19 protein-coding genes are annotated in these 18,990 nt (G+C 69.3%); 9 read left to right on the top strand and 10 right to left on the bottom strand.

The genetic code is table 11. The annotated features are described in order from the left end of the window. The first annotated feature begins 230 nt into the window (after positions 1–230). On the top strand, positions 231–2,204 hold the full coding sequence (locus ACFYXS_RS05625) for a hypothetical protein (protein ID WP_389244200.1): 1,974 nt from the start codon (positions 231–233) through the stop codon (positions 2,202–2,204). 90 nt (positions 2,205–2,294) lie between these two features. On the opposite strand, the gene ACFYXS_RS05620 is transcribed toward ACFYXS_RS05625, so the two are convergent. Beyond that, the gene (locus ACFYXS_RS05620; RefSeq protein ID WP_389244198.1) at positions 2,295–5,147 is read right to left on the bottom strand and encodes a TIGR03767 family metallophosphoesterase; all 2,853 of its coding nucleotides are present in this window, start codon (positions 5,145–5,147) and stop codon (positions 2,295–2,297) included. Between the two features lie 281 nt (positions 5,148–5,428). Here ACFYXS_RS05620 and ACFYXS_RS05615 point away from each other — a divergent pair, with 281 nt between their 5' ends. Then, complete coding sequence (locus tag ACFYXS_RS05615; protein WP_389244196.1) at positions 5,429–5,572, top strand: hypothetical protein; 144 nt, start codon at positions 5,429–5,431, stop codon at positions 5,570–5,572. 251 nt (positions 5,573–5,823) lie between these two features. Then, positions 5,824–6,573 (top strand): glucose 1-dehydrogenase, encoded by a 750-nt coding sequence (locus ACFYXS_RS05610; RefSeq protein WP_389244194.1) that lies wholly within the window; start codon positions 5,824–5,826, stop codon positions 6,571–6,573. Between the two features lie 19 nt (positions 6,574–6,592). Here ACFYXS_RS05610 and ACFYXS_RS05605 read toward each other — a convergent pair whose 3' ends face one another. Continuing rightward, positions 6,593–8,065, bottom strand: coding sequence for an FAD-dependent monooxygenase (locus tag ACFYXS_RS05605; RefSeq protein ID WP_389244192.1), 1,473 nt, complete (start codon positions 8,063–8,065; stop codon positions 6,593–6,595). A gap of 385 nt (positions 8,066–8,450) precedes the next feature. Between ACFYXS_RS05605 and ACFYXS_RS05600 the strand changes: the two genes are divergently transcribed. After that, positions 8,451–9,449: a TDT family transporter gene (locus tag ACFYXS_RS05600; RefSeq protein WP_389244190.1), complete on the top strand. Its 999-nt coding sequence runs from the start codon at positions 8,451–8,453 to the stop codon at positions 9,447–9,449. 122 nt (positions 9,450–9,571) lie between these two features. On the opposite strand, the gene ACFYXS_RS05595 is transcribed toward ACFYXS_RS05600, so the two are convergent. Continuing rightward, complete coding sequence (locus ACFYXS_RS05595) at positions 9,572–10,324, bottom strand: ZIP family metal transporter (protein ID WP_389244188.1); 753 nt, start codon at positions 10,322–10,324, stop codon at positions 9,572–9,574. A gap of 599 nt (positions 10,325–10,923) precedes the next feature. On the opposite strand from ACFYXS_RS05595, the gene ACFYXS_RS05590 reads away from it, so the two are divergent. From ACFYXS_RS05590 to ACFYXS_RS05580, 3 genes are all read left to right on the top strand, one after another. Further along, on the top strand, positions 10,924–11,253 hold the full coding sequence (locus ACFYXS_RS05590) for a hypothetical protein (protein ID WP_389244186.1): 330 nt from the start codon (positions 10,924–10,926) through the stop codon (positions 11,251–11,253). A 906-nt stretch (positions 11,254–12,159) separates the two neighbouring features. After that, complete coding sequence (locus tag ACFYXS_RS05585) at positions 12,160–12,366, top strand: SpoIIE family protein phosphatase (protein ID WP_389244184.1); 207 nt, start codon at positions 12,160–12,162, stop codon at positions 12,364–12,366. 69 nt (positions 12,367–12,435) lie between these two features. Next, positions 12,436–12,747: an NIPSNAP family protein gene (locus ACFYXS_RS05580; protein ID WP_389244182.1), complete on the top strand. Its 312-nt coding sequence runs from the start codon at positions 12,436–12,438 to the stop codon at positions 12,745–12,747. A 194-nt stretch (positions 12,748–12,941) separates the two neighbouring features. On the opposite strand, the gene ACFYXS_RS05575 is transcribed toward ACFYXS_RS05580, so the two are convergent. From ACFYXS_RS05575 to ACFYXS_RS05555, 5 genes are all read right to left on the bottom strand, one after another. Beyond that, positions 12,942–13,733: an alkyl sulfatase dimerization domain-containing protein gene (locus ACFYXS_RS05575; RefSeq protein ID WP_389244180.1), complete on the bottom strand. Its 792-nt coding sequence runs from the start codon at positions 13,731–13,733 to the stop codon at positions 12,942–12,944. Further along, a complete protein-coding gene (locus ACFYXS_RS05570; protein ID WP_389244178.1) occupies positions 13,673–14,134 on the bottom strand; it encodes a hypothetical protein in 462 nt (153 codons plus the stop codon). Before ACFYXS_RS05570 ends, ACFYXS_RS05575 begins: the two co-directional genes overlap by 61 nt. A 168-nt stretch (positions 14,135–14,302) precedes the next feature. After that, positions 14,303–14,722 (bottom strand): arsenate reductase ArsC, encoded by a 420-nt coding sequence (locus ACFYXS_RS05565; protein WP_389244176.1) that lies wholly within the window; start codon positions 14,720–14,722, stop codon positions 14,303–14,305. A gap of 13 nt (positions 14,723–14,735) precedes the next feature. Beyond that, complete coding sequence (locus ACFYXS_RS05560) at positions 14,736–15,482, bottom strand: aquaporin (protein WP_389244174.1); 747 nt, start codon at positions 15,480–15,482, stop codon at positions 14,736–14,738. Beyond that, positions 15,482–15,865: an ArsR/SmtB family transcription factor gene (locus ACFYXS_RS05555; RefSeq protein ID WP_389244172.1), complete on the bottom strand. Its 384-nt coding sequence runs from the start codon at positions 15,863–15,865 to the stop codon at positions 15,482–15,484. Before ACFYXS_RS05555 ends, ACFYXS_RS05560 begins: the two co-directional genes overlap by 1 nt. Positions 15,866–15,960: 95 nt before the next feature. On the opposite strand from ACFYXS_RS05555, the gene ACFYXS_RS05550 reads away from it, so the two are divergent. Further along, positions 15,961–16,467: an ArsI/CadI family heavy metal resistance metalloenzyme gene (locus ACFYXS_RS05550; protein WP_389244170.1), complete on the top strand. Its 507-nt coding sequence runs from the start codon at positions 15,961–15,963 to the stop codon at positions 16,465–16,467. Positions 16,468–16,612: 145 nt separating this feature from the next. Next, positions 16,613–16,909 carry a GYD domain-containing protein gene (locus ACFYXS_RS05545; RefSeq protein ID WP_389244168.1) on the top strand — a complete coding sequence of 99 codons (297 nt, stop codon included), beginning with the start codon at positions 16,613–16,615 and terminating at the stop codon, positions 16,907–16,909. Positions 16,910–17,053: 144 nt separating this feature from the next. Here the strand turns inward: ACFYXS_RS05545 and ACFYXS_RS05540 are convergent, their stop codons facing one another. After that, positions 17,054–17,176, bottom strand: a complete 123-nt coding sequence (locus ACFYXS_RS05540; RefSeq protein ID WP_389244166.1) for a hypothetical protein — start codon at positions 17,174–17,176, stop codon at positions 17,054–17,056. 1,367 nt (positions 17,177–18,543) lie between these two features. Beyond that, complete coding sequence (locus tag ACFYXS_RS05535; RefSeq protein ID WP_389244164.1) at positions 18,544–18,858, bottom strand: hypothetical protein; 315 nt, start codon at positions 18,856–18,858, stop codon at positions 18,544–18,546. Positions 18,859–18,990: the final 132 nt, after the last annotated feature.

The following is an 18,990-nucleotide window of genomic DNA, read 5'->3' as shown; positions in this document are numbered from 1 at the left end:
TGCCGTGCCGTGCCATCGCGTTCCTTCGCCGGTGCCCGGTCCCCGCCGGGACCGGGATTCGTACGGGGTCCGACTGCCGTACCACGTGCGGCTGTTCCCCCGTCACGGCCTCTGCGATAGCCTTACTCGCCGTCCTCCGCCAGTGGCAAGGCCACCGATCACGACCGACACGGCGGTCCGGCCGGTTTCTCCCTGGCTCTGTCGTGTGCACCCGGGAGAGAAATACAGCCGTGGACAATGTCGATGCGCCCGTGCGGGACGCGCCGGTGCCTGGCGGGCCGGGCGCGAGGCGGCCCGCAGAACTTCAGGCCCTCCTCGACGAGGGCACCCGTGCCGTCGTCGACGACGGCGATCTGCGCGCCGGCCGGGACCGGTTCGAACGGGCCTACCGGATCGCCGAGTCGGCCGGCGACGCCTGGGCGATGGCGGTGGCCGCCCTCGGCTTCGGCGGCCTGTGGGCGCACGAGCACCGCACGGTGGCGGGCTCGGTGCTCCTGGAGTCGCGGATACGCCGGGCGCTGGAACTCCTGGACGCCGGGTCGTCGCTGGCCTTGCGACTGCGGATCCGGCTGGCCGGGGAGGGCGACTACCGCCGCAGCGACCAGACGGCCGTGCTGGCGCTGCTCGAAGAGGCGAGGTCGCGAGGCAATCCGATGGCGCGTGCGGAGGCCCTGAGCCTGGCCCATCACTGCCTGATCGGCCCGGAGCACGGCGCACTGCGCCGGGAACTGGCCGCCGAACTCGTCGCGGAGAGCTTCCGTACCTCCCGCCGCAGCGATCTGCTGATGGGGCTGCTGTGGCAGACGGTCGACATGTTCCTGGACGGCGACCCGCACGCGGAACGCTGCCTGGCCGAACTGCGCGGGGTGCTGGCCGAGGAGGACCATCTGGCGGTGGGCTTCGTCGTGAACGCGATGCACGTCATGCTCGCCGTCCGCGCGGGCCGCCTCGACGAGGCCGAGGAGCTGGCCCGGGCCTGCACCGAGCGCGGGACCGCCGCGGGGGACGTCAACGCCACGGTGTGGCAGGCCGCTCAGCTCGTGACCATCCGCTGGTACCAGGGCCGGGTGGTGGAGCTGGTGCCGCTGCTGAGCGAGGTGGTCAACTCCCCCACGCTGAGCGCCGTGGACGATCATGCCCTGGCCGCGCTCGCGGTGGCCGCGGTGACGGCCGGGGACCGGCGCAAGGCGGTCAGCGCGCTCGCCACCCTGTGCGGTCGCGACCTCGGTGACCTGCCGCGGTCGAGCAGCTGGATGGTGACGATGCACGGTGTCGCGGAGGCCGCCTATCTCCTCGACGACACCGCCACGGCGGCGCGGGTCTACGAACTGCTGAGCCCGTACGGACACCTGCCCATGGTGGGCAGTCTCGCCGTCGCCTGCTTCGGCTCCGCCCAGCACGCCCTGGGGGTCGCCGCGCTGACCACGGGAGACGTCGACCGGGCCGTGACCCATCTGCGGGACGCGGTACGGCAGAACCTCGCACTCGCGCACTGGCCGGCGGTCACGGCGTCCCGGGACCGGCTCGCGATCGCGCTCGTGCGGGCGGGACGGCATGCGGAGGCCGACGCCGTCCGGCAGGAGATGGCGGTGGCCGCGGAAGAGGCTGCGCCCGCGCCCGTGGACAGCGACGGACCCGGCGGCGCGGGTCCGCACGGCGAACAAGGAGCTCGGCCGCCCACAGCGTCCTGCACCCGGTTGGGCCGCAGTTGGCGCGTCGGGCTCGGCGGGCGCAGCGTGCAGGTGGAGCACAGTGTGGGGATGCTCCATCTGGCGGTGCTGATCGCCAACCCGCGCCAGGAGATCCCGGCCGTCGACCTCGTGGCGGGGCTGACCGCCCTCAGCGAGGCGGGCGAGCGTCCGGCCCTGTCCGGACAGCCGGTACTGGACCGGGTGGCGACGCAGGAGTACCGCAAGCGCCTTGCCCGGCTGCGTACGGAGCTGGACGAGCTCACGTCGGCCGACGGCCATGAGCGGGCCGCCGCCCAGGCCGAGCACGACTGGCTGGTGGGCCAGTTGGCGGGCGCCACGGGCCTCAGCGGGCGTGCCCGCCGCTTCCCCGAGGGCGAGGAACGCTCGCGCGTGGCGGTGAGCAAGGCCGTCCGCCGGGCACTGGACCGGATCGCGGCGGCCGACCGGGTGATCGGTGAGCACCTGAGGCATGCCGTGCACACCGGGCTCCGGTGCTCGTACTGGCCCGACTGACCGCCCCACCAGGGCCGGCCCCCCTGCCAGAGGGGGCCGGCGCCCGCGTATCAGGAGGTGGAACGGGACGGGTCCGGTCTCAGCGGCCCGTCACAGCCCGGTGAGGGTGTGGGTGGAGCGCAGCTGGAACTGGCATGACTCCCAGGGCGACCAGGTCGTGCCGTTGGGGTCGCTCTGCTTGCAGCGGTAGAGGGCGCCGGTGTCGTCGACGGCGAACATCTCGATCCGGCCGGGACCGCTGCGTTCGGCGCAGACGTGACGCATCCGCAGCGTGCCGGCACCGAACTGCGTCGGTACCAGGGCCCAGGGCTGCCACGTCCCGCTGCCGGGTGCGGTCTCGAACCGGTGGAACAGCTGCCCGTCGGGGTTGGTCCCGAGGATCACCAGGCGCCCGTCGAGGTTGCGGGCCAAGTCGACGGAGTCGAGGATGCCGTCGAGCGGCAGCACCCCGCCCCACTCGCTCTCCGTCTGGGCGTTGGCGACGTTCATCTTGCGCTGGATGAGGAGGCCGTCCTCCTTGATGGCGACGAGGACGGCCCGTCCGTCGGAGCCCGTCTCGACCGCGAGCTGGATCGCGGTGCCCCCGAGCTGCGTCCAGGGGGTGAACCAGCCGTTCGAGGGGGTGTCGTCGTTCAGGAAGTCCTGCCAGCGGTGGCGGATGGTGTTGTCACCGCGGGTCGCGTAGACCTGCAGGCCGCCCCACTGGTCCTGGACCGCGGTCGCCGAGGTGAAGGCGGCGTCGAACTGCTGAGGGGCCGTGTACGCGCTGCTGCCCGCACTGGTCTGCGCGCGGCGGTTGACGGACCCGTTCTGGTCGATGGCGAACAGCTCGACCCTGCCGTCCTGGTGGCTGCCCGCGGTGACGGACTGCCATCCCGGTCCGCCTGCGAGCTTCGTCCACGGCTGCAGGTCGCCGGCGGCGGTCGTCTGGCTGGTGTTCCAGAGGTTGCCCTGTGCGTCCGTGCCGAACAGTTCCAGCCGCCCGTCCTTGTTGCGGGCCGCGGCGATCGGCGAGCCGATCGGGTGCGGGGCGTGCAGCGGGAAGGGCGCCCGCAGCAGCAGCTGCGTATTGCGGTCCTGGCTGACGCCCATGCGCCGGGTGATCCCGCGGCTCACCTCCTGCGGGTCGTTTGTGGCGAGCTCCCTTGCCAGGGAGGCCAGTTGTGCGGGGGTGCTGGTGTCGCCCCCGAAGGACAGGGGTGCGGCGGGGTCGACCATGGTGGTGAAGATCGAGAGGGTGGCGGGCCCGGCGGCGGAGCCGAACTCCCCCGCGTTCTGCGCGTCGGGGCTGGCCATGATCTCGATGATGCGGCTCTGGATCGGCCAGTCGATGTGGGAGGCCGTGGAGATCTCCCAGAAGCCGCCGGCGATCGGGCTGGAGGCCGGCGTCGGGTGCGGCACGATCTTGTTGGCGTGGGTGTGCCCGTTGACCATGGCGATGACGTTCGGGTAGCGCAGCAGCAGCGCCTTCACCTCGTCGCCGGTGTGCCGGTCCCCGAAGATGCCGCCGAAGATGCCGTCGTCGAGGTTGTCCATGGTGGCCAGCGTGTGGTGACAGAACAGGACGTACATCTTGTCCTGCACACCGCTCTGCGTGACGATGCGGTTGTTCGTGTCGATGTAGCGCGAGCTGTTGGCCCTGAGCTGCTGTTCCAGCCAGTTGAGCTGATCGGTGTCGATCGAGCCGCCCGCGGCGCCGGACCCGAAGCCGTCGGTGTTGGTATTGGTGGAGTCGAGCGTGATGTAACGGATCAGGTCGCCGGCGCCTGACGGGATCGCGTAGTAGGCCTTGTCGATCCCGACGCCCTGGAAGCCGTGACCGACCGGCAGTCCTGCGGTGTTGAAGTGGTCCTGGATGAAGGCCTTGCGGGAGAGCAGCCGCCGGTTGGGGTCCGCGGCGACCCGGGTCCCCTCCAGGTCCCAGGCGACCATCAGCTTGCCGAAGGTGCCGAGGTCGCTGTAGTCGTCCGGCAGGTCCGCGGACGTGCCGGTGGTCTTGGACGAGCCGACCGTCATGCCCTGCACGTCGACGAGGTTGTTGTCGATGGGCTCGTTGCCCTGCCACAGGCCGTCGTGGTTGCCGTACGCCGCGTACCAGGGCATCCCGAGGCCGTGGGAGACGAACGGCCGGCGGGCCGCTCCGACCACGCCACTGGCGTCGAGCAGACCCGGGACGTAGGGGAATCCGAGGCCGGAGGTGCCGGTGTACTGGTTGCCCGGAACCTGCTGCGGAGGCACGGACGGGTAGTAGTAGTGGGTGTCCCCGCTGCCGCCGTTGGTCAGGGCACCGCTGGAGAAACTCTGGTCCAGGCCGATGGTGCCGGAGTCCGGCACGATGGTCTGGCCGCCGTCGAGCAGGTCGATGTACCAGCGGTTCTCGTTGTGCTGGCAGTTGTCGACGGCGTCGCCCGTGACGATGGTGAACTGCAGCGGCTTCTTGCTCCGCGGCCCCTTGCCGACACCCGCGACAGCCTGGCACATCGCGTCGACGACCTGCGTCGACAGGAACTCATGGCCCCGGTAGGCCGAGTCGGTCGGATACGAGGCGTAGTGCGGGGCGCCCGCGTCGGCATAGCGGTCCATGAACTCCAGGCGGGCCGGCGACTGGTCGTCCACGATGTGCAGGTCGGTCATCTGCGCGAACGCGGCCAGCGCCATCGTCGGCGGCCCGAAGCGGGACCACAGGTCGGTGCGGATGGCGTGCGCCTCCCCCGGCCCGGCGACCAGCCGCTGGTATCCCGCGCCCTGCGCGTAACTCGCCCGCTGCACCGTCTGGTCCCACGTGGTCACCGCACGCCCGTCCGATGAGGAGGCGGCCGCCGCCCTGCCGCCCCGTACCGCGGTGGCGGCTTCGGCGGCGGCACGGAACCCCCCGGCGTCGATGGCCGCCGCCACCACACCCACCCCGGTCGTCGTCAGTAGCCTTCTTCGCGAGATACCCACGCCATGACTCCCAAGAAAGGTCGAACCCGTCACCTCCTCCGGCGTTCCATTCCGTTCCGCCTCGTTCCACGGGCCCTGTGGTCCGAGCGTCCGGGAGAGCGGCGATCCCCGGCAGCAGCGGGAGGACGGGCAGTTCCGGCACGTCGAGGAAACCGACTGCACGGGCCCACGACGAGACGTCCGCGTGGTCCAAGCCCTACCCGGCGAGATTCGGCTCTTCGCACCGCGCGACGTGCCGGCCGCCTGAATCCCGCCGACCGGGCACCGGCCACCGGGGAGCCATGGCGGGCCGGAAGTCCAGGACGGGTGTCCGCTCCTTCGCGCCCGCCGCGCGGACGACCACCATCTCGTCCTCGTACCAGATCCACATCACGCGCTCGCCGCCCCCGGACGGGCACATCTGGCACGTCTGTCATCCCGGCTGACCCGCGGACCCTGCTGCTCAGGCGGTCGCGCACGTCGCGTGCCAAGCGGCGTGCGTACTCCGCGGGGCTTGGTGCGTGATCTCGACTTCGGTGGGCGCCGGGCCAGTGGGCTAGGTCATAGTTTTTGACCGTACGGTCCAGCATTGAGTTTTTTACCGTACAGTCCATAACGAGCCCGCCCCACCAGGCGCGGGTCTGACGCAGAGCAACAGCCGCGGAGGGCAGACCTCCGCCGAAAAGGAGCCTCGATCATGGGACAGCTCGACGGTAAGACAGCCATCGTCACCGGGGGTAACAGCGGAATCGGGCTGGCCACCGCCAAGCGATTCGCCGCCGAGGGCGCACATGTGTTCATCACCGGCCGGCGCCAGGAGGCGCTCGACGCCGCGCTGGCCGAGATCGGTCCGAATGCCACAGCCGTCCGGGGCGACGTCTCCGATCTTGACGACATCGACCGCCTCTACGCCGCCGTGGCCGAGCAGGGCCGCCGCATCGACGTGCTGTTCGCCAACGCCGGCGGCGGCGAGTTCTCCACCTTGGAAGACGTCACCGAGAAGCACTTCGACTCGACCTTCGGCATCAACGTGAGGGGTACGCTCTTCACGGTCCAAAAAGCGCTTCCCCTGCTGAACGAGGCCGCTTCGATCATCCTCACCGGATCCACTGCCGCCACCTCCGGCGCCGAGGCCTTCGGCGTCTACGCCGCATCCAAGGCAGCCATCCGCAGCTTCTCCCGCACGTGGGCCAACGAGCTCAAGAGCCGGAAGATCCGAGTGAACACCCTCGTCCCGGGTCCGATCGAGACGCCCGGCAACTCCGGACTGGCCCCTAATGCCGCAGAGGCCGCCAAGCTCTGGGACTTCTTCGCCACCCAGGTGCCCCTGGGGCGGATGGGGCGCCCCGAAGAGGCCGCCGCCGCGGCCCTCTTCCTCGCCGGCGACCAGAGCAGCTTCATCACCGGAACCGAGCTCTTCGTCGACGGCGGTCTCAACCAGGTCTGACCGCCACTACCTCAGCAACTCACTGAGTAGTGCCTTTGCCCTCACCACAGTGGTCCGCCAGTGCCTGCCCGATCTCGTCGGCTCGACGGTGAGCGGACTGCTCGGACGAGGCCCACGCGATGTAGGCGTCCGGTCTGACCAGTACGGACTTGCTGGTCAGACCGGATGGGGTGACGCACTCCACCCTGCCGGCCCAGCCTTCGGTCACCGAAGGGGGAAGGGGTGCGTCTGCGGGCGTGACCAGCACGAACCGGCGGCCGCGCAGCGCCTCGTACAGGCGTCGCCCATCGGCGAGGGGGACATCCGGTGCCCGCTTGCCCGTGAGGGGGTGCGCGCCGGCCGGGGCGCTGTAGGCGATGTCGATGCCGGACATCGCCCGCCCCAGCCGCAAGGCCACCGGTGGGAGACGCAGAACGGTCCGGGCGGCGAAGTCTCGGACGCCACGAAGCGCCCGCGGAGTGGTCAGGACACCGCGCAGCAGAGCACCACTCATGCGCAGCACCCTGCGCCCCACCGGATGCCTTTCCGCCTCGTACGTATCGAGCAGCGCTTCGGGGGCACGGCCGCGCAGTACGGCAGCAAGTTTCCAGCCCAAGTTGGCGGAATCCTGAATACTGGTGTTCATGCCCATGCCACCGGCCGGAGAGTGCACGTGCGCCGCGTCACCGACGAGGAAGACCCGGCCTACGCGGTAGCGCGGTGACTGCCGCTCATCGCTGTGGAACCGTGAGATCCAGCGCGGGTCGTGCATGCCGAAATCGCGGCCGAGCGCCCGGCGGGCGATGGCCCGGATCTCCTCCAGATCGACCGCTGCGCTGTCCGGCATCTCATGATGGCGATTCCACGCCATGATGCGGAACCATCCATCGCCGAACGGAACGAGGATCGCGAAAGCGTCGCCCACTGCCCCTACGGTAGGGGGCTTTTTCGGGGGGTCGGCCAATCGGACGTCGGCAAGCATCATCGACCGCACCGCGGAGCGGCCGGGGAACGGCAGGCCGAGGGATCGGCGTACCGTGCTGCTCCTTCCGTCGGCGCCTACGACGTAAGCCGCGCGCAGGGTCTGGGCGGAGCCATCCGCCGCCCGGACCTGGACGTCGACGCCCGTCACATCTTGCGCAAGCCCGACAGCTTCCCAGCCTTCCCGTACATCGGCACCTTGGGAAAGGGCCCGCGCCCGGAGTACCTGCTCGGTGTTGTACTGCGGCGTCACCAGTACATGCGGGTAACGGGTTGGCAACCGCGACAGATCGATCCCCAAAAACTGGAGAACCGGGTTACGGATGCCAGTCGCCAGCAGTTGGTCGGCAACACCACGGGCGTCGAGTTGTTCCATCGTCCGCGCGTGGACCGCAAACGCCCGGGTGAGCTGTGATTCCTGGACACGACGCTCGACGACGGTACAGCTGACACCGGCCTCCGCCAGATCACCCGCCAGCAACAGCCCCGACGGGCCTGCGCCTACGATCAATACCTGGTTGTCGGAGCTCATAGGATCCCCTCCAGGGTCGCCGTGGCCACCGTGGTGAGCGCCGGTCCGAGGGCTGACTCTCGCCCGAACCCATCCCAGTGTCATAGGACCGCCATACAAACCGTACCGTCGGCTCAAGGTCTACGCGCGGCGTCCCGGCACGGCCCTGTCCTGGTCCTGGTCCTGGTCCTGGTCCTGATGACAGAAGAGCTGATCAGGAGCACCGCATCTGCTGCACTCGGGCGGACCGCCGAACAGACGTGGCGGCCGCATGGATGCAGACTCGAAAGAACTGCTGCTTCGCAGACGCATGCACCGGTGTGCGGGAACCCGACGCCATTGACCGCGTAGGCCCATGACTCCGGGGATATGCAGCTGCTGGCCTTTGCACAAGAGGGTGTAATCCATGACCGTGTCGCGCATACCTGTCACCTTCTTCGGTATTTCCTTGGGAATCGCAGGTCTGGCGGGCACCTGGCTTACCGCGGCCCAGCAAGGCCGTGTGCCTCCCGAGGTCGGCCGCGTCTTGGTCGCGGTTGCCGCAGTGGTCTGGTGTGGCACGGTGTTGCTCTACCTGAGATACGTCCTGTCCGTACAGGGCGCGTTCAAGACCGACATGCTCGACAGTGCGGCGGGCCCCTTCGCCTCACTCGCCGTCATCACACCGATGCTCCTCGCCGCGCAGGGGATAGCCCCTTTTGCCCTCGAGGCCGGCCGGGTGGTCGTCGACGTCTTCCTCGTCCTCACCGTGCTCTTGGGTGGCTGGTACACCGGGCAGTGGATATACGGCCCGCTCGGACTGGACCAACTCCACCCGGGCTACTTCTTGCCCACCGTGGGCGGCGGACTCATCGCCGCCTTCAGCGCCGCGCAGGTGGGACAGCAGCGGTTGGCCGAGGTCATGTTCGGACTCGGTATCGTCTCGTGGCTTGTCATGGGCTCGATGATCCTGGCCCGGCTGTTCTTCCGGCCTCCCCTTCCCCCTGGCCTCACGCCGACGCTGGCCATCGAGATAGTGCCCGCCGGCACGGCAAGCGTCGCCTGCTTCGCTCTCAACGACAATCGCATCGACCGACTCTCGGCTGTCCTGGCGGGCTACTGCCTCCTGATGATCCTTACCCAGATCCGCCTACTGCCGCTGTTCCTGAGCCTGAGCTTCACACCTGGCTTCTGGGCCTTCACCTTCTCCTGGACGACGGTGGCAACCACCGCGCTGCACTGGATCAACCGCGGCCGCCCTCCTGGCGGGATCATTGCGTGCTACCTCGTCCTGACCGCTGCGACCGTGCTCGTAGGAGCCATAGCATTTCGCACCGTGATCGCCATGACGCGGCATCAATTGGTGCCCCCACAGACCGCACCACAGGCGTCGGCGGAGCGGTCCGGGCGCTCCGGCACGGCCTGACAGGGACGGCACAGGGCTGGTGGTCATCGTGCAACGCACCGTGAAAGTCAGCTGATGGCTCGCGTCCCAACGAGAGCCGCTGAGGGCCTGCTGGATCTGTGAGTGCACCACCTGCGACGGGCTCAGCTCGCAAGCCCGACCACCAGCCACATCAGCAGAGCCCCCGTCACCGTGAACAACAGAGTGGCCTTGGAGGGATGCGGGCTGTGCGCCTCCGGCAAGATGTCCGAGGTCGCGAGGTAGAGCAAGAAGCCGGCGAAGAATCCGAGATACAGGCCCAGCAGCCCTGTCGGTATCGTGAACCCCAAAGTGATCGCTGCCCCGACCACCGGAGCCAGCGCGTCGGCCACGAGCAGCAGTTGAGCCCGCCGCCGGGCATTTCCGTACAGCCTCGTGATCGTGTAGGTGTTGAAGCCGTCGGCGAAGTCGTGGGAGATCACCGCGATGGCAACGACGATGCCCAGCGTATTGCCGGCCTGATACGCGGCGCCGATGGCGAACCCGTCGATCACGCTGTGTCCCACGAGTGCCGAGGCTGCGGCCAGGCCGACGCCCTCCGCCGACTCCTGCGCATGCCCGAAGGCGTGAGTGTGCGGTGCGTACTCGCTCTCGTGGGCGCGATGGATGGCGACCCCTCGCTCCACGACGTGCAGGGCAAGGAATCCCGCAACGAACATCAGCAATGCTGCAGGTACCCCGAAAACGTGCCGTGGCTGAGCGGTCAGCGCATCGGGGAGCAGATCGAAGCCGATAACGCCGAGCATGAGACCGGCGGCAAGACCGAGCACCAGATGACGGCGGTCGCCAACCCGCTGTGCGACGACTCCGCCGATAAGAGTCATGATCATGGCGCACGCGGCTATCAGAACCGGCATGAAACAATCTTGCGCGACGTCGTGGGGGGTCGCTACTCAGCCTTCCGCCGGGGCCGTCACGTGCCTACGTGTCGTCATGAAGCACAGGCCGCGCCGTGGACGGAAGCGCTGCGGCCTCAGACGACGATCCATCCCGGTCGTTGGCCCCCTGAGCCGCACTGTCAGGATGTGCCGAACCATCGTGCACCGCTGGAGAGATCATGAAGCGCCGTTTCGGAGACGACCCCCTCGTAGACAAGATCAATTCCTGCGTTGGGCTCATAGTGGGTCTACTGATCCTCAGCGTGGGAGTCTCGCAGTACCGCCAGGGGGGTTCGGTCTGGTGGGCCATCGTGCCCGCGCTTCTCATTCTCAGCGAACTCCGTCTCCTGTATCGCGCTTTCCTAGTGCGCCGCAGGCCGGAGTGACATCGCCAGCCGACTGTGAAGCTCGGCGGTAGCCTTCGCCCTGAGGGACGGCGCCCAGCTGGTCATGGCCAGCGTCGCCGAGACCGAGGTGCTGGTCACCGCTACGACCCGGACGCTCCGCCGGCGCCGAACCAACCAACCGACCGAGCCAGACGCGGCTGAAGTCGCAGCAGCGGCGTGGCAACGCGAGGTATGGCTGCGAGCAGAAGAGTTCGAGGACTGATCCGCGTACTTTTCGACGGCTTTTGCGACGCAGATGACCCCGCCCTCCGGCTGGGCAAGAGCCTGCGTACGCAGGAGGAAGCCACGCTCTTGAAAGTACTGGGCGAGGCATACTCCGTCGTGCAGGACCACGTCGGCCGCATGGCGCCGCACCAGGACTACCTGGACTGCCCAGAGTGGGCTCTGGTGATCAAAATCGCGGCGAAGCCGGCGCAGGTGATGGTGATGGTGATGGTGATGGTGACCAACGATCTCCAGGCGACGGCTCTCCTGCACGACGAGCAGTCTCAGCAGGCTTGATCCGGCCCAGATCCTCTTCGCGCCAACCGCGGCGCATTGCCACCCGGTCCCAGCGCGGACTCATCGCCCCTGCCACTCTGCCACCGTGAATGATGACGAGCCCCGGAGCGAGGACCTTGGCGAGGGCATGCGTCCCTGCGACTTCTGCGGGCATCCAGTCCCCGAGGCTTCGCTTGACGAGTACGACTGCCCCGTATGCGGACACCCGGAAGGTCGTGACGTACACATGGGCGCCTAGCAAGAGGGCACACGGGCTCTTGATCGGGCCGTCTCCGGGCTGTCCGGCAAGAGCGGGCGGTGCCCCATGACGACAACTACTTCCGCGCCTACTGAGCCGGGCCGACAAGTGACGTAGCGATGGAGGGCACCGGGTGGCGTGCCCCCACCGTTGTTCGACCGGCCGCTCGGCAGGGCTGCCGCGATGGTTGATCAGGTACCCGAGGAGTTGCTCGCCATTGCCGCGGCCGTGCTGCCCGGAGAGGATCTTCGCGGTGCTGCTGTCGTGAGTGGTGGCTCTCATCACGTGGTGCTGCTTCGCGCCGTTGCCGTTGCCGTTGTGTGCATCGCCGAGAACTCGACCGCGGTCGTTGCGCTGCCGCGGCGTACCGTACTTCTGCGCCGTCTGGCGGAGGCGGGCTTGCCGTTCGCGGTGCCGGTCCCCTTGTCCGAGGTGGTCCAGGCAGAGGGGCACACCGCCCTCGCACGGTCGTGGCTGGAGGGCGGCCCCTGCCGGCGGGGTGAGAGCGGGGAGCCGAAAGAGTTCGCCCGATTGCTGGACGCACTGTGCCAGGTGGACTGCCGTGACCTGGACGGTCTGCTGGGAGTGCCGCACGAGTACGCGGGTGGTGAGCGGTGGGCCGAGATCATGGAGCGGGATGTGGTGCCCCGGCTGCCCCGCGTCTGGCAGTGCGAAGCGACTACCCCACCACCGAGATCTCCCTTCCGCCGGACGCTGTACTCGCCTTCTACACTGACGGCCTCGTAGAAATCCCCGGCACCGACATCGACGACACCAGCGTCGACCTCGCGGACACCCTTCTCCGCTACTGCCGCGGCTGCTCGCCGTGCAACGACGACATCGCCCTGCTCCTCGTCCGGGCAACGAGTCCCTGACCGCGGCCCGCTACCGAGCGCGAGGAGGCGACCTCCGACAACCGAACCGGTATGCAGCATGATGTGCGCGTGATCACTATTCATCTGAAGTACGAGATCGACGCCGACAAGCTCGAGGATTTCGAGGAGTACGGCCGCCGCTGGGTCGGGCTCGTCAACCGGTTCGGCGGCACGCACCACGGCTACTTCCTGCCGAGTGAGGGCGACAGCGACGTCGCCTACGCCCTCTTCTCCTTTCCCAGTCTCGCCGCGTACGAGCAGTACCGCACGGACAGCATGACCGACCCTGAGTGCCAGGATGCCTTCGAACTGGCTCGTACCACTCGCTGCATCAAGCGATATGAGCGCCGCTTCCTTCGGCCGCTCGACGCCATGTCCTAGGCCAGGGCTGGGCTTGAACGGCTGCCCAGAACGCCAGGACATGGTCGTTTCTCCAGCGCCGTCGGCGTGAGCCGAGGGGACCGGAAGCAGCAGGAGCGATACGTCCGGCTCCGCGCGCTCCCTGGGCAGGCGTGCGCTTCGAGGGGCCAGCCCTCGACGGGCCGTCCGAGTCCGCGCGGCAGCGACGCCGTACGTCACGGGGTGATGATCGCGAAGTCCGGGTCGGGCGCGGCAAGGTGGCCGAACAGCGCGGCGAGCACGGTGGGGTCGCCGGTGACGGTGACGTCCGGCTGTGCGGCGAGATCGGCCGGCGGCAAGGCGCCCAGCAGGAGCGCGCGCAGTGTCGGCTCGCCCAGGGTGAACGTCGCGTCGGGGGCGGGTGCGGCGGGGCCGGTCGCGGGCAGTCGCCTGAGGACGCCGTTGTGCAGGTGGAGGGTGACCGGGTCGCGTCCCGCGACGTTCCAGCGGACGGCGATGTCGGCGTCCCAGCTGCGCGGGCCGTCGATCCGGATGGCGAGGGCGTCGAAGAGCTGGTCGAGGGTGAGGGCCGCCAGGATGTCGGGCGAGGCGGTGTCCGTGGGGGTGCCGACCGAGCCGTGGCGCAGTTCGAGGGCGCCCATCAGGTAGAAGTTGCGCCAGGTGCCGTTCTCGTTGCCGTAGCCGAGCTGTTCCAGGGCTTCCGACTGCAGCGTGCGGGCCTCGGCGTTGTCCGGTTCGGCGAACACCACGTGGTCGACGACCTGCGCCACCCAGCGGAAGTCCCCGTCGGCGAAGGACTGCCGGGCCCTGCGCAGCACTTCGTGGGCGCCGCCCATGAACTCGACGTACCTGCGCGCCGCCTCGACCGGCGGGTGCTCCCACAGGTGGGCCGGGTTGCCGTCGAACCAGCCCAGGTAGCGCCGGTAGATGGCCTTGGTGTTGTGGCTCACCGACCCGTAGTAGCCGTGTGTGTGCCGGGCCCGCTCCAGGGCCGGGGGCAGCTCCATCCGCTCGGCGATCTCCAGGGGGTCAGTCCCTCGTTGATCATGCGCAGGGTCTGGTCGTGCAGGTAGCCGTACAGGTCCCGCTGCTCGGACAGGTACCGCACCAGGCGCTCGCGGCCCCAGGTCGGCCAGTGGTGCGAGGCGAAGGCCACGTCGCAGGAACCGGCGAACAGGTCGATCGCCTCGGTGAGGTAGGCCGCCCACACCCGCGGGTCGCGGACCTCGGCGCCGCGCAGCGTCAGCAGGTTGTGGAGGTTGTGGGTGGCGTCCTCCGCCATGCACAGTGCCGCGTGGCCGGGGAAGTGGATGTTCAGCTCGGCCGGCGCCTCCGTACCCGGCGTGAGCTGGAAGACCATGCGGATGCCGTCGACGGTCTCCTCCTGCCCGGTGCTGGTGATGTCCACGGTGGGCGGGATCATCCCGGCCGCGCCGGTGGACGTGGTCAGCCCGAGCCCGGCGCCGAGCTGCCCTCGCGGACCTTTGGGCAGCGCCCGGCGTGACGGACAGGTCCGTCACTCAGGCCGTTCGACTGCCGGCCGGCGGGGTCGACGGCTACCACGGTCCGGGGCTCGTCAGGCAGTGGTGTCGATGCCGAGTTCGGTGAGCAGGCCCCTGATGCGCTGTTCGATCGCGTCGCGGATGGGACGGACGGCGTCGATGCCCTGGCCGGCCGGATCGTCGAGGGTCCAGTCGAGGTAGCGCTTGCCGGGGAAGTAGGGGCAGGTGTCGCCGCAGCCCATCGTGATGACCACGTCGGAGGACTGCACGGCTTCGGAGGTGAGGACCTTGGGGACCTCGGCGGAGATGTCGATCCCGGCCTCCTTCATGGCGTCGACCACCGCGGGGTTGACGGTGTCGGCGGGGGCGGAGCCGGCCGAACGGACCTCGACCTGGCCGCCGGCGAGGTGGGTGAGGAAGGCGGCGGCCATCTGGGAGCGGCCTGCGTTGTGGACGCAGACGAACAGCACGGACGGGACGGCGGGAGCACTCACGGGTCTTCCTTGTTCAGTGGCTGGTGGCGACGAGTTCGGGTTCGCCTGGGGCTGCGGCGGCCGCGGGTGCGACCTGGGCGGAGCGGCCGAAGAGGACGGCGACCAGGGCGAGGCCGAGCAGGGCGCCGATGAGCTGGGCTGCGATGAACGGCGTCACGGAGGCGGGGGCGATGCCGGCGAAGGTGTCGGTGAAGGCGCGGCCGATGGTCACGGCCGGGTTGGCGAAGCTGGTGGACGAGGTGAACCAGTAGGCCGCGCCGATGTAGGAGGCGACCGCGGCGGGGCCGATGCGCAGCTGCCCGGTACGCCCGAGACCGAGGACGAGCAGGACCAGGCCCGCGGTTGCGACGACCTCGCCCAGCCACAAGTGCCCGGCGGACCGGTCGTGGGTGGAGAAGCGCACGAGAGGTTCGGCGAACATCGCGTTCGCAAGCACGGCCCCGCCGACGGCGCCGGCTGTCTGGGCGGGCAGGTAGGCCGCGACCTCGCGAGGACTCGGACCGTCACCGGCGGAGCGCCCCGTCCACCAGGCGGCGAGGGTGACGACCGGATTGAAGTGCGCCCCGGAGATTGGACCCAGCAACGCGATCAGCACGCCCAGGCCGAACACGGTCGCCAGCGAGTTCGCGAGCAGCTGCACACCCGCGTCGCGGGACAGTTCAGTGGCCTGGATGCCCGAGCCCACCACGACCGCGACCAACGCGGCCGTGCCGATGAACTCCGCGGCAGCCCGGCGGCTGAGCGGAGCGGCCGCGCTCATCAGCAGGCCCCGACCCTGGTCGACTCGGCCGGGATCTGCAGGAGCGAGGACAGCCGGGCGAGTGCGACGGGCAGCACCCAGTAGTAGACCCAGGTCCCGCGCCGCTCGGAGCCCACGAGGCCCGCTTCCCGCAGCACTTTCAAGTGGTGCGAGATGGTCGGCTGGGACACATCGAAGGGGCCGGTCAGATCACACACGCACGCCTCGCCGCCCTCGTACGAGGCGATCAGCGACAACAGCCGCAGCCGCACCGGATCCCCCAGCGCCTTGAACATGCGCGCCAGATCGACGGCGTCCGCCTCACCGAGCGGTTCGCGGACCATCGGCGAGCAGCACGCCGCTTGATCGTCCTGGCCCAGCACCCTCAGCTCCGATTTCGACATGCGTCTATGTTGACGCTTATCGAATCAGATGGCAACCTCGGACCGTCGAGCTGCATCGACGACTGTCGATACAGAACCCGATGAGGGAGACCGCCATGTCCCGCGTTCAGCTCGCCCTGCGCGTCGCCGACCTCGAAGCCTCCATCGCCTTCTACTCCCGGCTCTTCGGCGTCGAACCCGCCAAACTCCGCCCCGGTTACGCCAACTTCGCCATCACCGAGCCCCCGCTCAAGCTCGTCCTGATCGAGGGCGCGGACGGCCAGGACACCCGCCTTGACCACCTCGGCGTCGAGGTCGAGTCCACCGACCAGGTCACCGCAGCCACCGGCCGGCTCCAGGAGACGGGTCTGGCGACCATCGAGGAGAACGACACCTCCTGCTGCTACGCCCTCCAGGACAAGGTCTGGGTCACCGGCCCCGGCAAGGAGCCCTGGGAGGTCTACGTCGTCAAGGCCGACGCCGACATCCTCGGCAAGAACGCCGACACCGCACCGGCCGCCTGCTGCGCCTCCGGCGAGCAGGCCAAGCCCGAGGCCGCCGGCCGAGAGGCCAGGGGCGTTCGCCCGGCCATCGCCCGACCCCACGTCGACCCGCGGCACTAACCGGCGCCGGGCCCCGAGACGGCCCCGGACCAGGCCGAAAGGGTGCGGCAGCCCGACCGGTAAACGATGCGGCAGGGGTGCGACCCACTGTGCCGGAAACTAAAATGTGCAGGGGACATACCCCTCTTTGTCGAGGTGAGTATTCGTGCCGACCTACATCACGCTGCTGAACTGGACCGAGCAGGGCATTCGCGCCTACAAGGACACGATGGCTCGTGCCGATGCCTTTGCCGCCGCGATGCAAAGGCTCGATGGAAGGCTCGTGACGATGTACTGGACCGTCGGTCCGTACGATCTCGTGGCAGTCCTCGAAGCGCCGGACGACGAAACGGCCGCTGCAGCGCTCCTCCAACTCGGCGAGGCGGGCAACGTCCGCAGCACGACCATGCGGGCCTTCGGCCGAGGCGAGGTCGAAGGCGTCATCGCCAGAGCATCCGCATGAGGCTCGACGAGATCCGGCACCTACCCCCAGAGGGCCCGTCCGAGCAGGTGAGAACGACGCGTACGCCAGCGGCCCGGGACCCCTTCGGTGGGGTTCCGGGCCGCTGTGCTGCGCCGTGGCGCGGGTCAGGCGAGGTGGGTGTACCTACCACCAGATGACGACGTATCCGCTGCCGCCGTCCTCGCCGGTCGTGTTGGGGGCGCTGGCTCCGCCGCCGGTGCCGCCGGTGCCGGCACCCGTCGGAGCCGGCTGGACGATGCCGTCCACTGCCGGACGGCCACCCAAGCCAGGCGTAGCAGTCGAGCCGGCGCCGCCGGTGGCGCCTTGGCGGATCGTGCCCTGGTTGCCATGACAGTCCCCCAGGCCGCCCGCACCACCGGCTGAGGTCCCACCGTTGCCTCCGCGGGCTGACACGAAGGCGCCGCTCAGGCTGTTGCCCGCCCCGCTGGATTGACCGCCCGTGCCGTCCGCGGATTCGGGCTGACCTGCGCCTCCCGCGCCTACGGTCACGTTGACCGGTGTACCCGGTTGGACAGGAAGGACGCACCAGGCGAAGCCCCCGGCTCCGCCACCGGATCCAGCCACGCCGCCGCCACCTCCCGAACCACCTCCGCCGCCGCCCCACGTCTGGATGAAGAGCGTGGTGACGTTCGCGGGTACCACGAACTGGCTGACGCCGACGTCACGGAAGTCGACCAGGCCGTGAGCCGGAGCGACGCCAGGCTGTCCTTGCGGCCCTGAACCGCCGGTGTCGCCCTTCGGACCTTGCGGCCCCGTGGGCCCCATCGGCCCAGTCTCCCCTTGGGGTCCTGCGGGCCCTGCCGGGCCGACGGGGCCCTGCGGGCCGGGAGGACCGGGAGGACCGGGGCGCCCCGGACGTCCGGGGTAGCCGGGGCGGCTGGGACACCATCCCGGAAAATCAGGGAAACGGATACACGGGTCGGAAAGACCGGCTCGCGCCGCGGACATCGCGACGTCAGCCTGGCCGCCATGTGAGCTTCCCGCGTACGCGGCACCTGTCAGGGCACTGGACGCCAGGGCAATGCTCGCGGCCGACGTCCACAACCGGACACCGCCCCGGCGCCGCCATCGGGGCGCCTGAGGCATGGCTATTCGGGACAACACGTCACCTCCAGGAAAGGGCTCGCAAGGGGCGGCAGGCGCCGCTCACCAGCAGAGACAGTGCCGTCGGGGACAGCAGCGAGCCCACAGCAAGACTCGCCCCGCGTTGCCCGTAGTGCACATTGGGTAGCCGACCGGGTGATCCACTGGGTCGGTGTCCCGGCGAACGACGTCCTCGGGCAGGAGGACGTCGATCCGTAGCTGCAGCGTTCACCGGGGCGGCCCTCACCCAGGCGATTCGGGCATGATCAAGAGACCCGTCCCGGCGCTTCCCACAACCGTGTCTGTCGTGCACTCACTCCAGCGGGATGGTGCGAGGACCCGCAGGACTCAGCGGCGCCTACATTCCCGAGGGAGGCCCCGCTCACTGGGGCATGACAGCGGTGAACGCGAGCGAGGCCGCAATGAGTGGATGCGCCTTCGCCTCACGCCGAGCAACCGCGCTTTGTCGTCCACCCACCCATCGCCCAGCAGCGGCGGGTGACCGTCCGCGGCTCCGGCACCGGATCGGCTCAACGCCGGCGATAGAACACATACGGCTCGGCCCGAGGTGCAGGACGACAGAGCCGCGCTTTGCATCTGTTGCGCCGTACGGACGTCTCATCCCGGAGCCGCGCCATGACGCGGGCCGCGGCCTTGTCGCTGGCATGCCCTTCCAGCGCCGCCCACTCGGCGACATCCAGCGGCCACAGCGCACTGCGATATTTGATGACCACCTCGTCGCCGTCCTGGCGCACCGTGTGATGCGAGTCAGCGGGCAGTTTCCCGACCTCGACCACAGCGGCGGCGGATCGACGGCTGCGGCATTTGAGACGCGTCTTGGCCATGGCCAGTGCTCCTGCAAGGGCGGGACTCGCTGATTCCTGCCCTTGGATGCTAGCCCAGGCGGTCCATCGCTACCTCAGTTTCCACGCATACGGCGCACACGCGGCCCATCGTCACGGGTCGACAGCACCGAG

The sequence above is a fragment of the Streptomyces sp. NPDC002574 genome, from assembly GCF_042889545.1.
Taxonomy (GTDB): domain Bacteria; phylum Actinomycetota; class Actinomycetes; order Streptomycetales; family Streptomycetaceae; genus Actinacidiphila.
This window is presented reverse-complemented; position numbering and strand designations above follow the sequence as displayed.

What these genes read in the sequence shown, in the direction of transcription:
- ACFYXS_RS05615 (WP_389244196.1), top strand. Translation starts at nt 5,429, where the DNA reads ATGGCGGGCCGGAAGTCCAGGACGGGTGTCCGCTCCTTCGCGCCCGCC.
- ACFYXS_RS05610 (WP_389244194.1), top strand. Translation starts at nt 5,824, where the DNA reads ATGGGACAGCTCGACGGTAAGACAGCCATCGTCACCGGGGGTAACAGC.
- ACFYXS_RS05605 (WP_389244192.1), bottom strand. Translation starts at nt 8,065, where the DNA reads ATGAGCTCCGACAACCAGGTATTGATCGTAGGCGCAGGCCCGTCGGGG.
- ACFYXS_RS05600 (WP_389244190.1), top strand. Translation starts at nt 8,451, where the DNA reads ATGACCGTGTCGCGCATACCTGTCACCTTCTTCGGTATTTCCTTGGGA.
- ACFYXS_RS05595 (WP_389244188.1), bottom strand. Translation starts at nt 10,324, where the DNA reads ATGCCGGTTCTGATAGCCGCGTGCGCCATGATCATGACTCTTATCGGC.
- ACFYXS_RS05590 (WP_389244186.1), top strand. Translation starts at nt 10,924, where the DNA reads ATGGCTGCGAGCAGAAGAGTTCGAGGACTGATCCGCGTACTTTTCGAC.
- ACFYXS_RS05575 (WP_389244180.1), bottom strand. Translation starts at nt 13,733, where the DNA reads ATGGAGCTGCCCCCGGCCCTGGAGCGGGCCCGGCACACACACGGCTAC.
- ACFYXS_RS05560 (WP_389244174.1), bottom strand. Translation starts at nt 15,482, where the DNA reads ATGAGCGCGGCCGCTCCGCTCAGCCGCCGGGCTGCCGCGGAGTTCATC.
- ACFYXS_RS05555 (WP_389244172.1), bottom strand. Translation starts at nt 15,865, where the DNA reads ATGTCGAAATCGGAGCTGAGGGTGCTGGGCCAGGACGATCAAGCGGCG.
- ACFYXS_RS05550 (WP_389244170.1), top strand. Translation starts at nt 15,961, where the DNA reads ATGTCCCGCGTTCAGCTCGCCCTGCGCGTCGCCGACCTCGAAGCCTCC.
- ACFYXS_RS05535 (WP_389244164.1), bottom strand. Translation starts at nt 18,858, where the DNA reads ATGGCCAAGACGCGTCTCAAATGCCGCAGCCGTCGATCCGCCGCCGCT.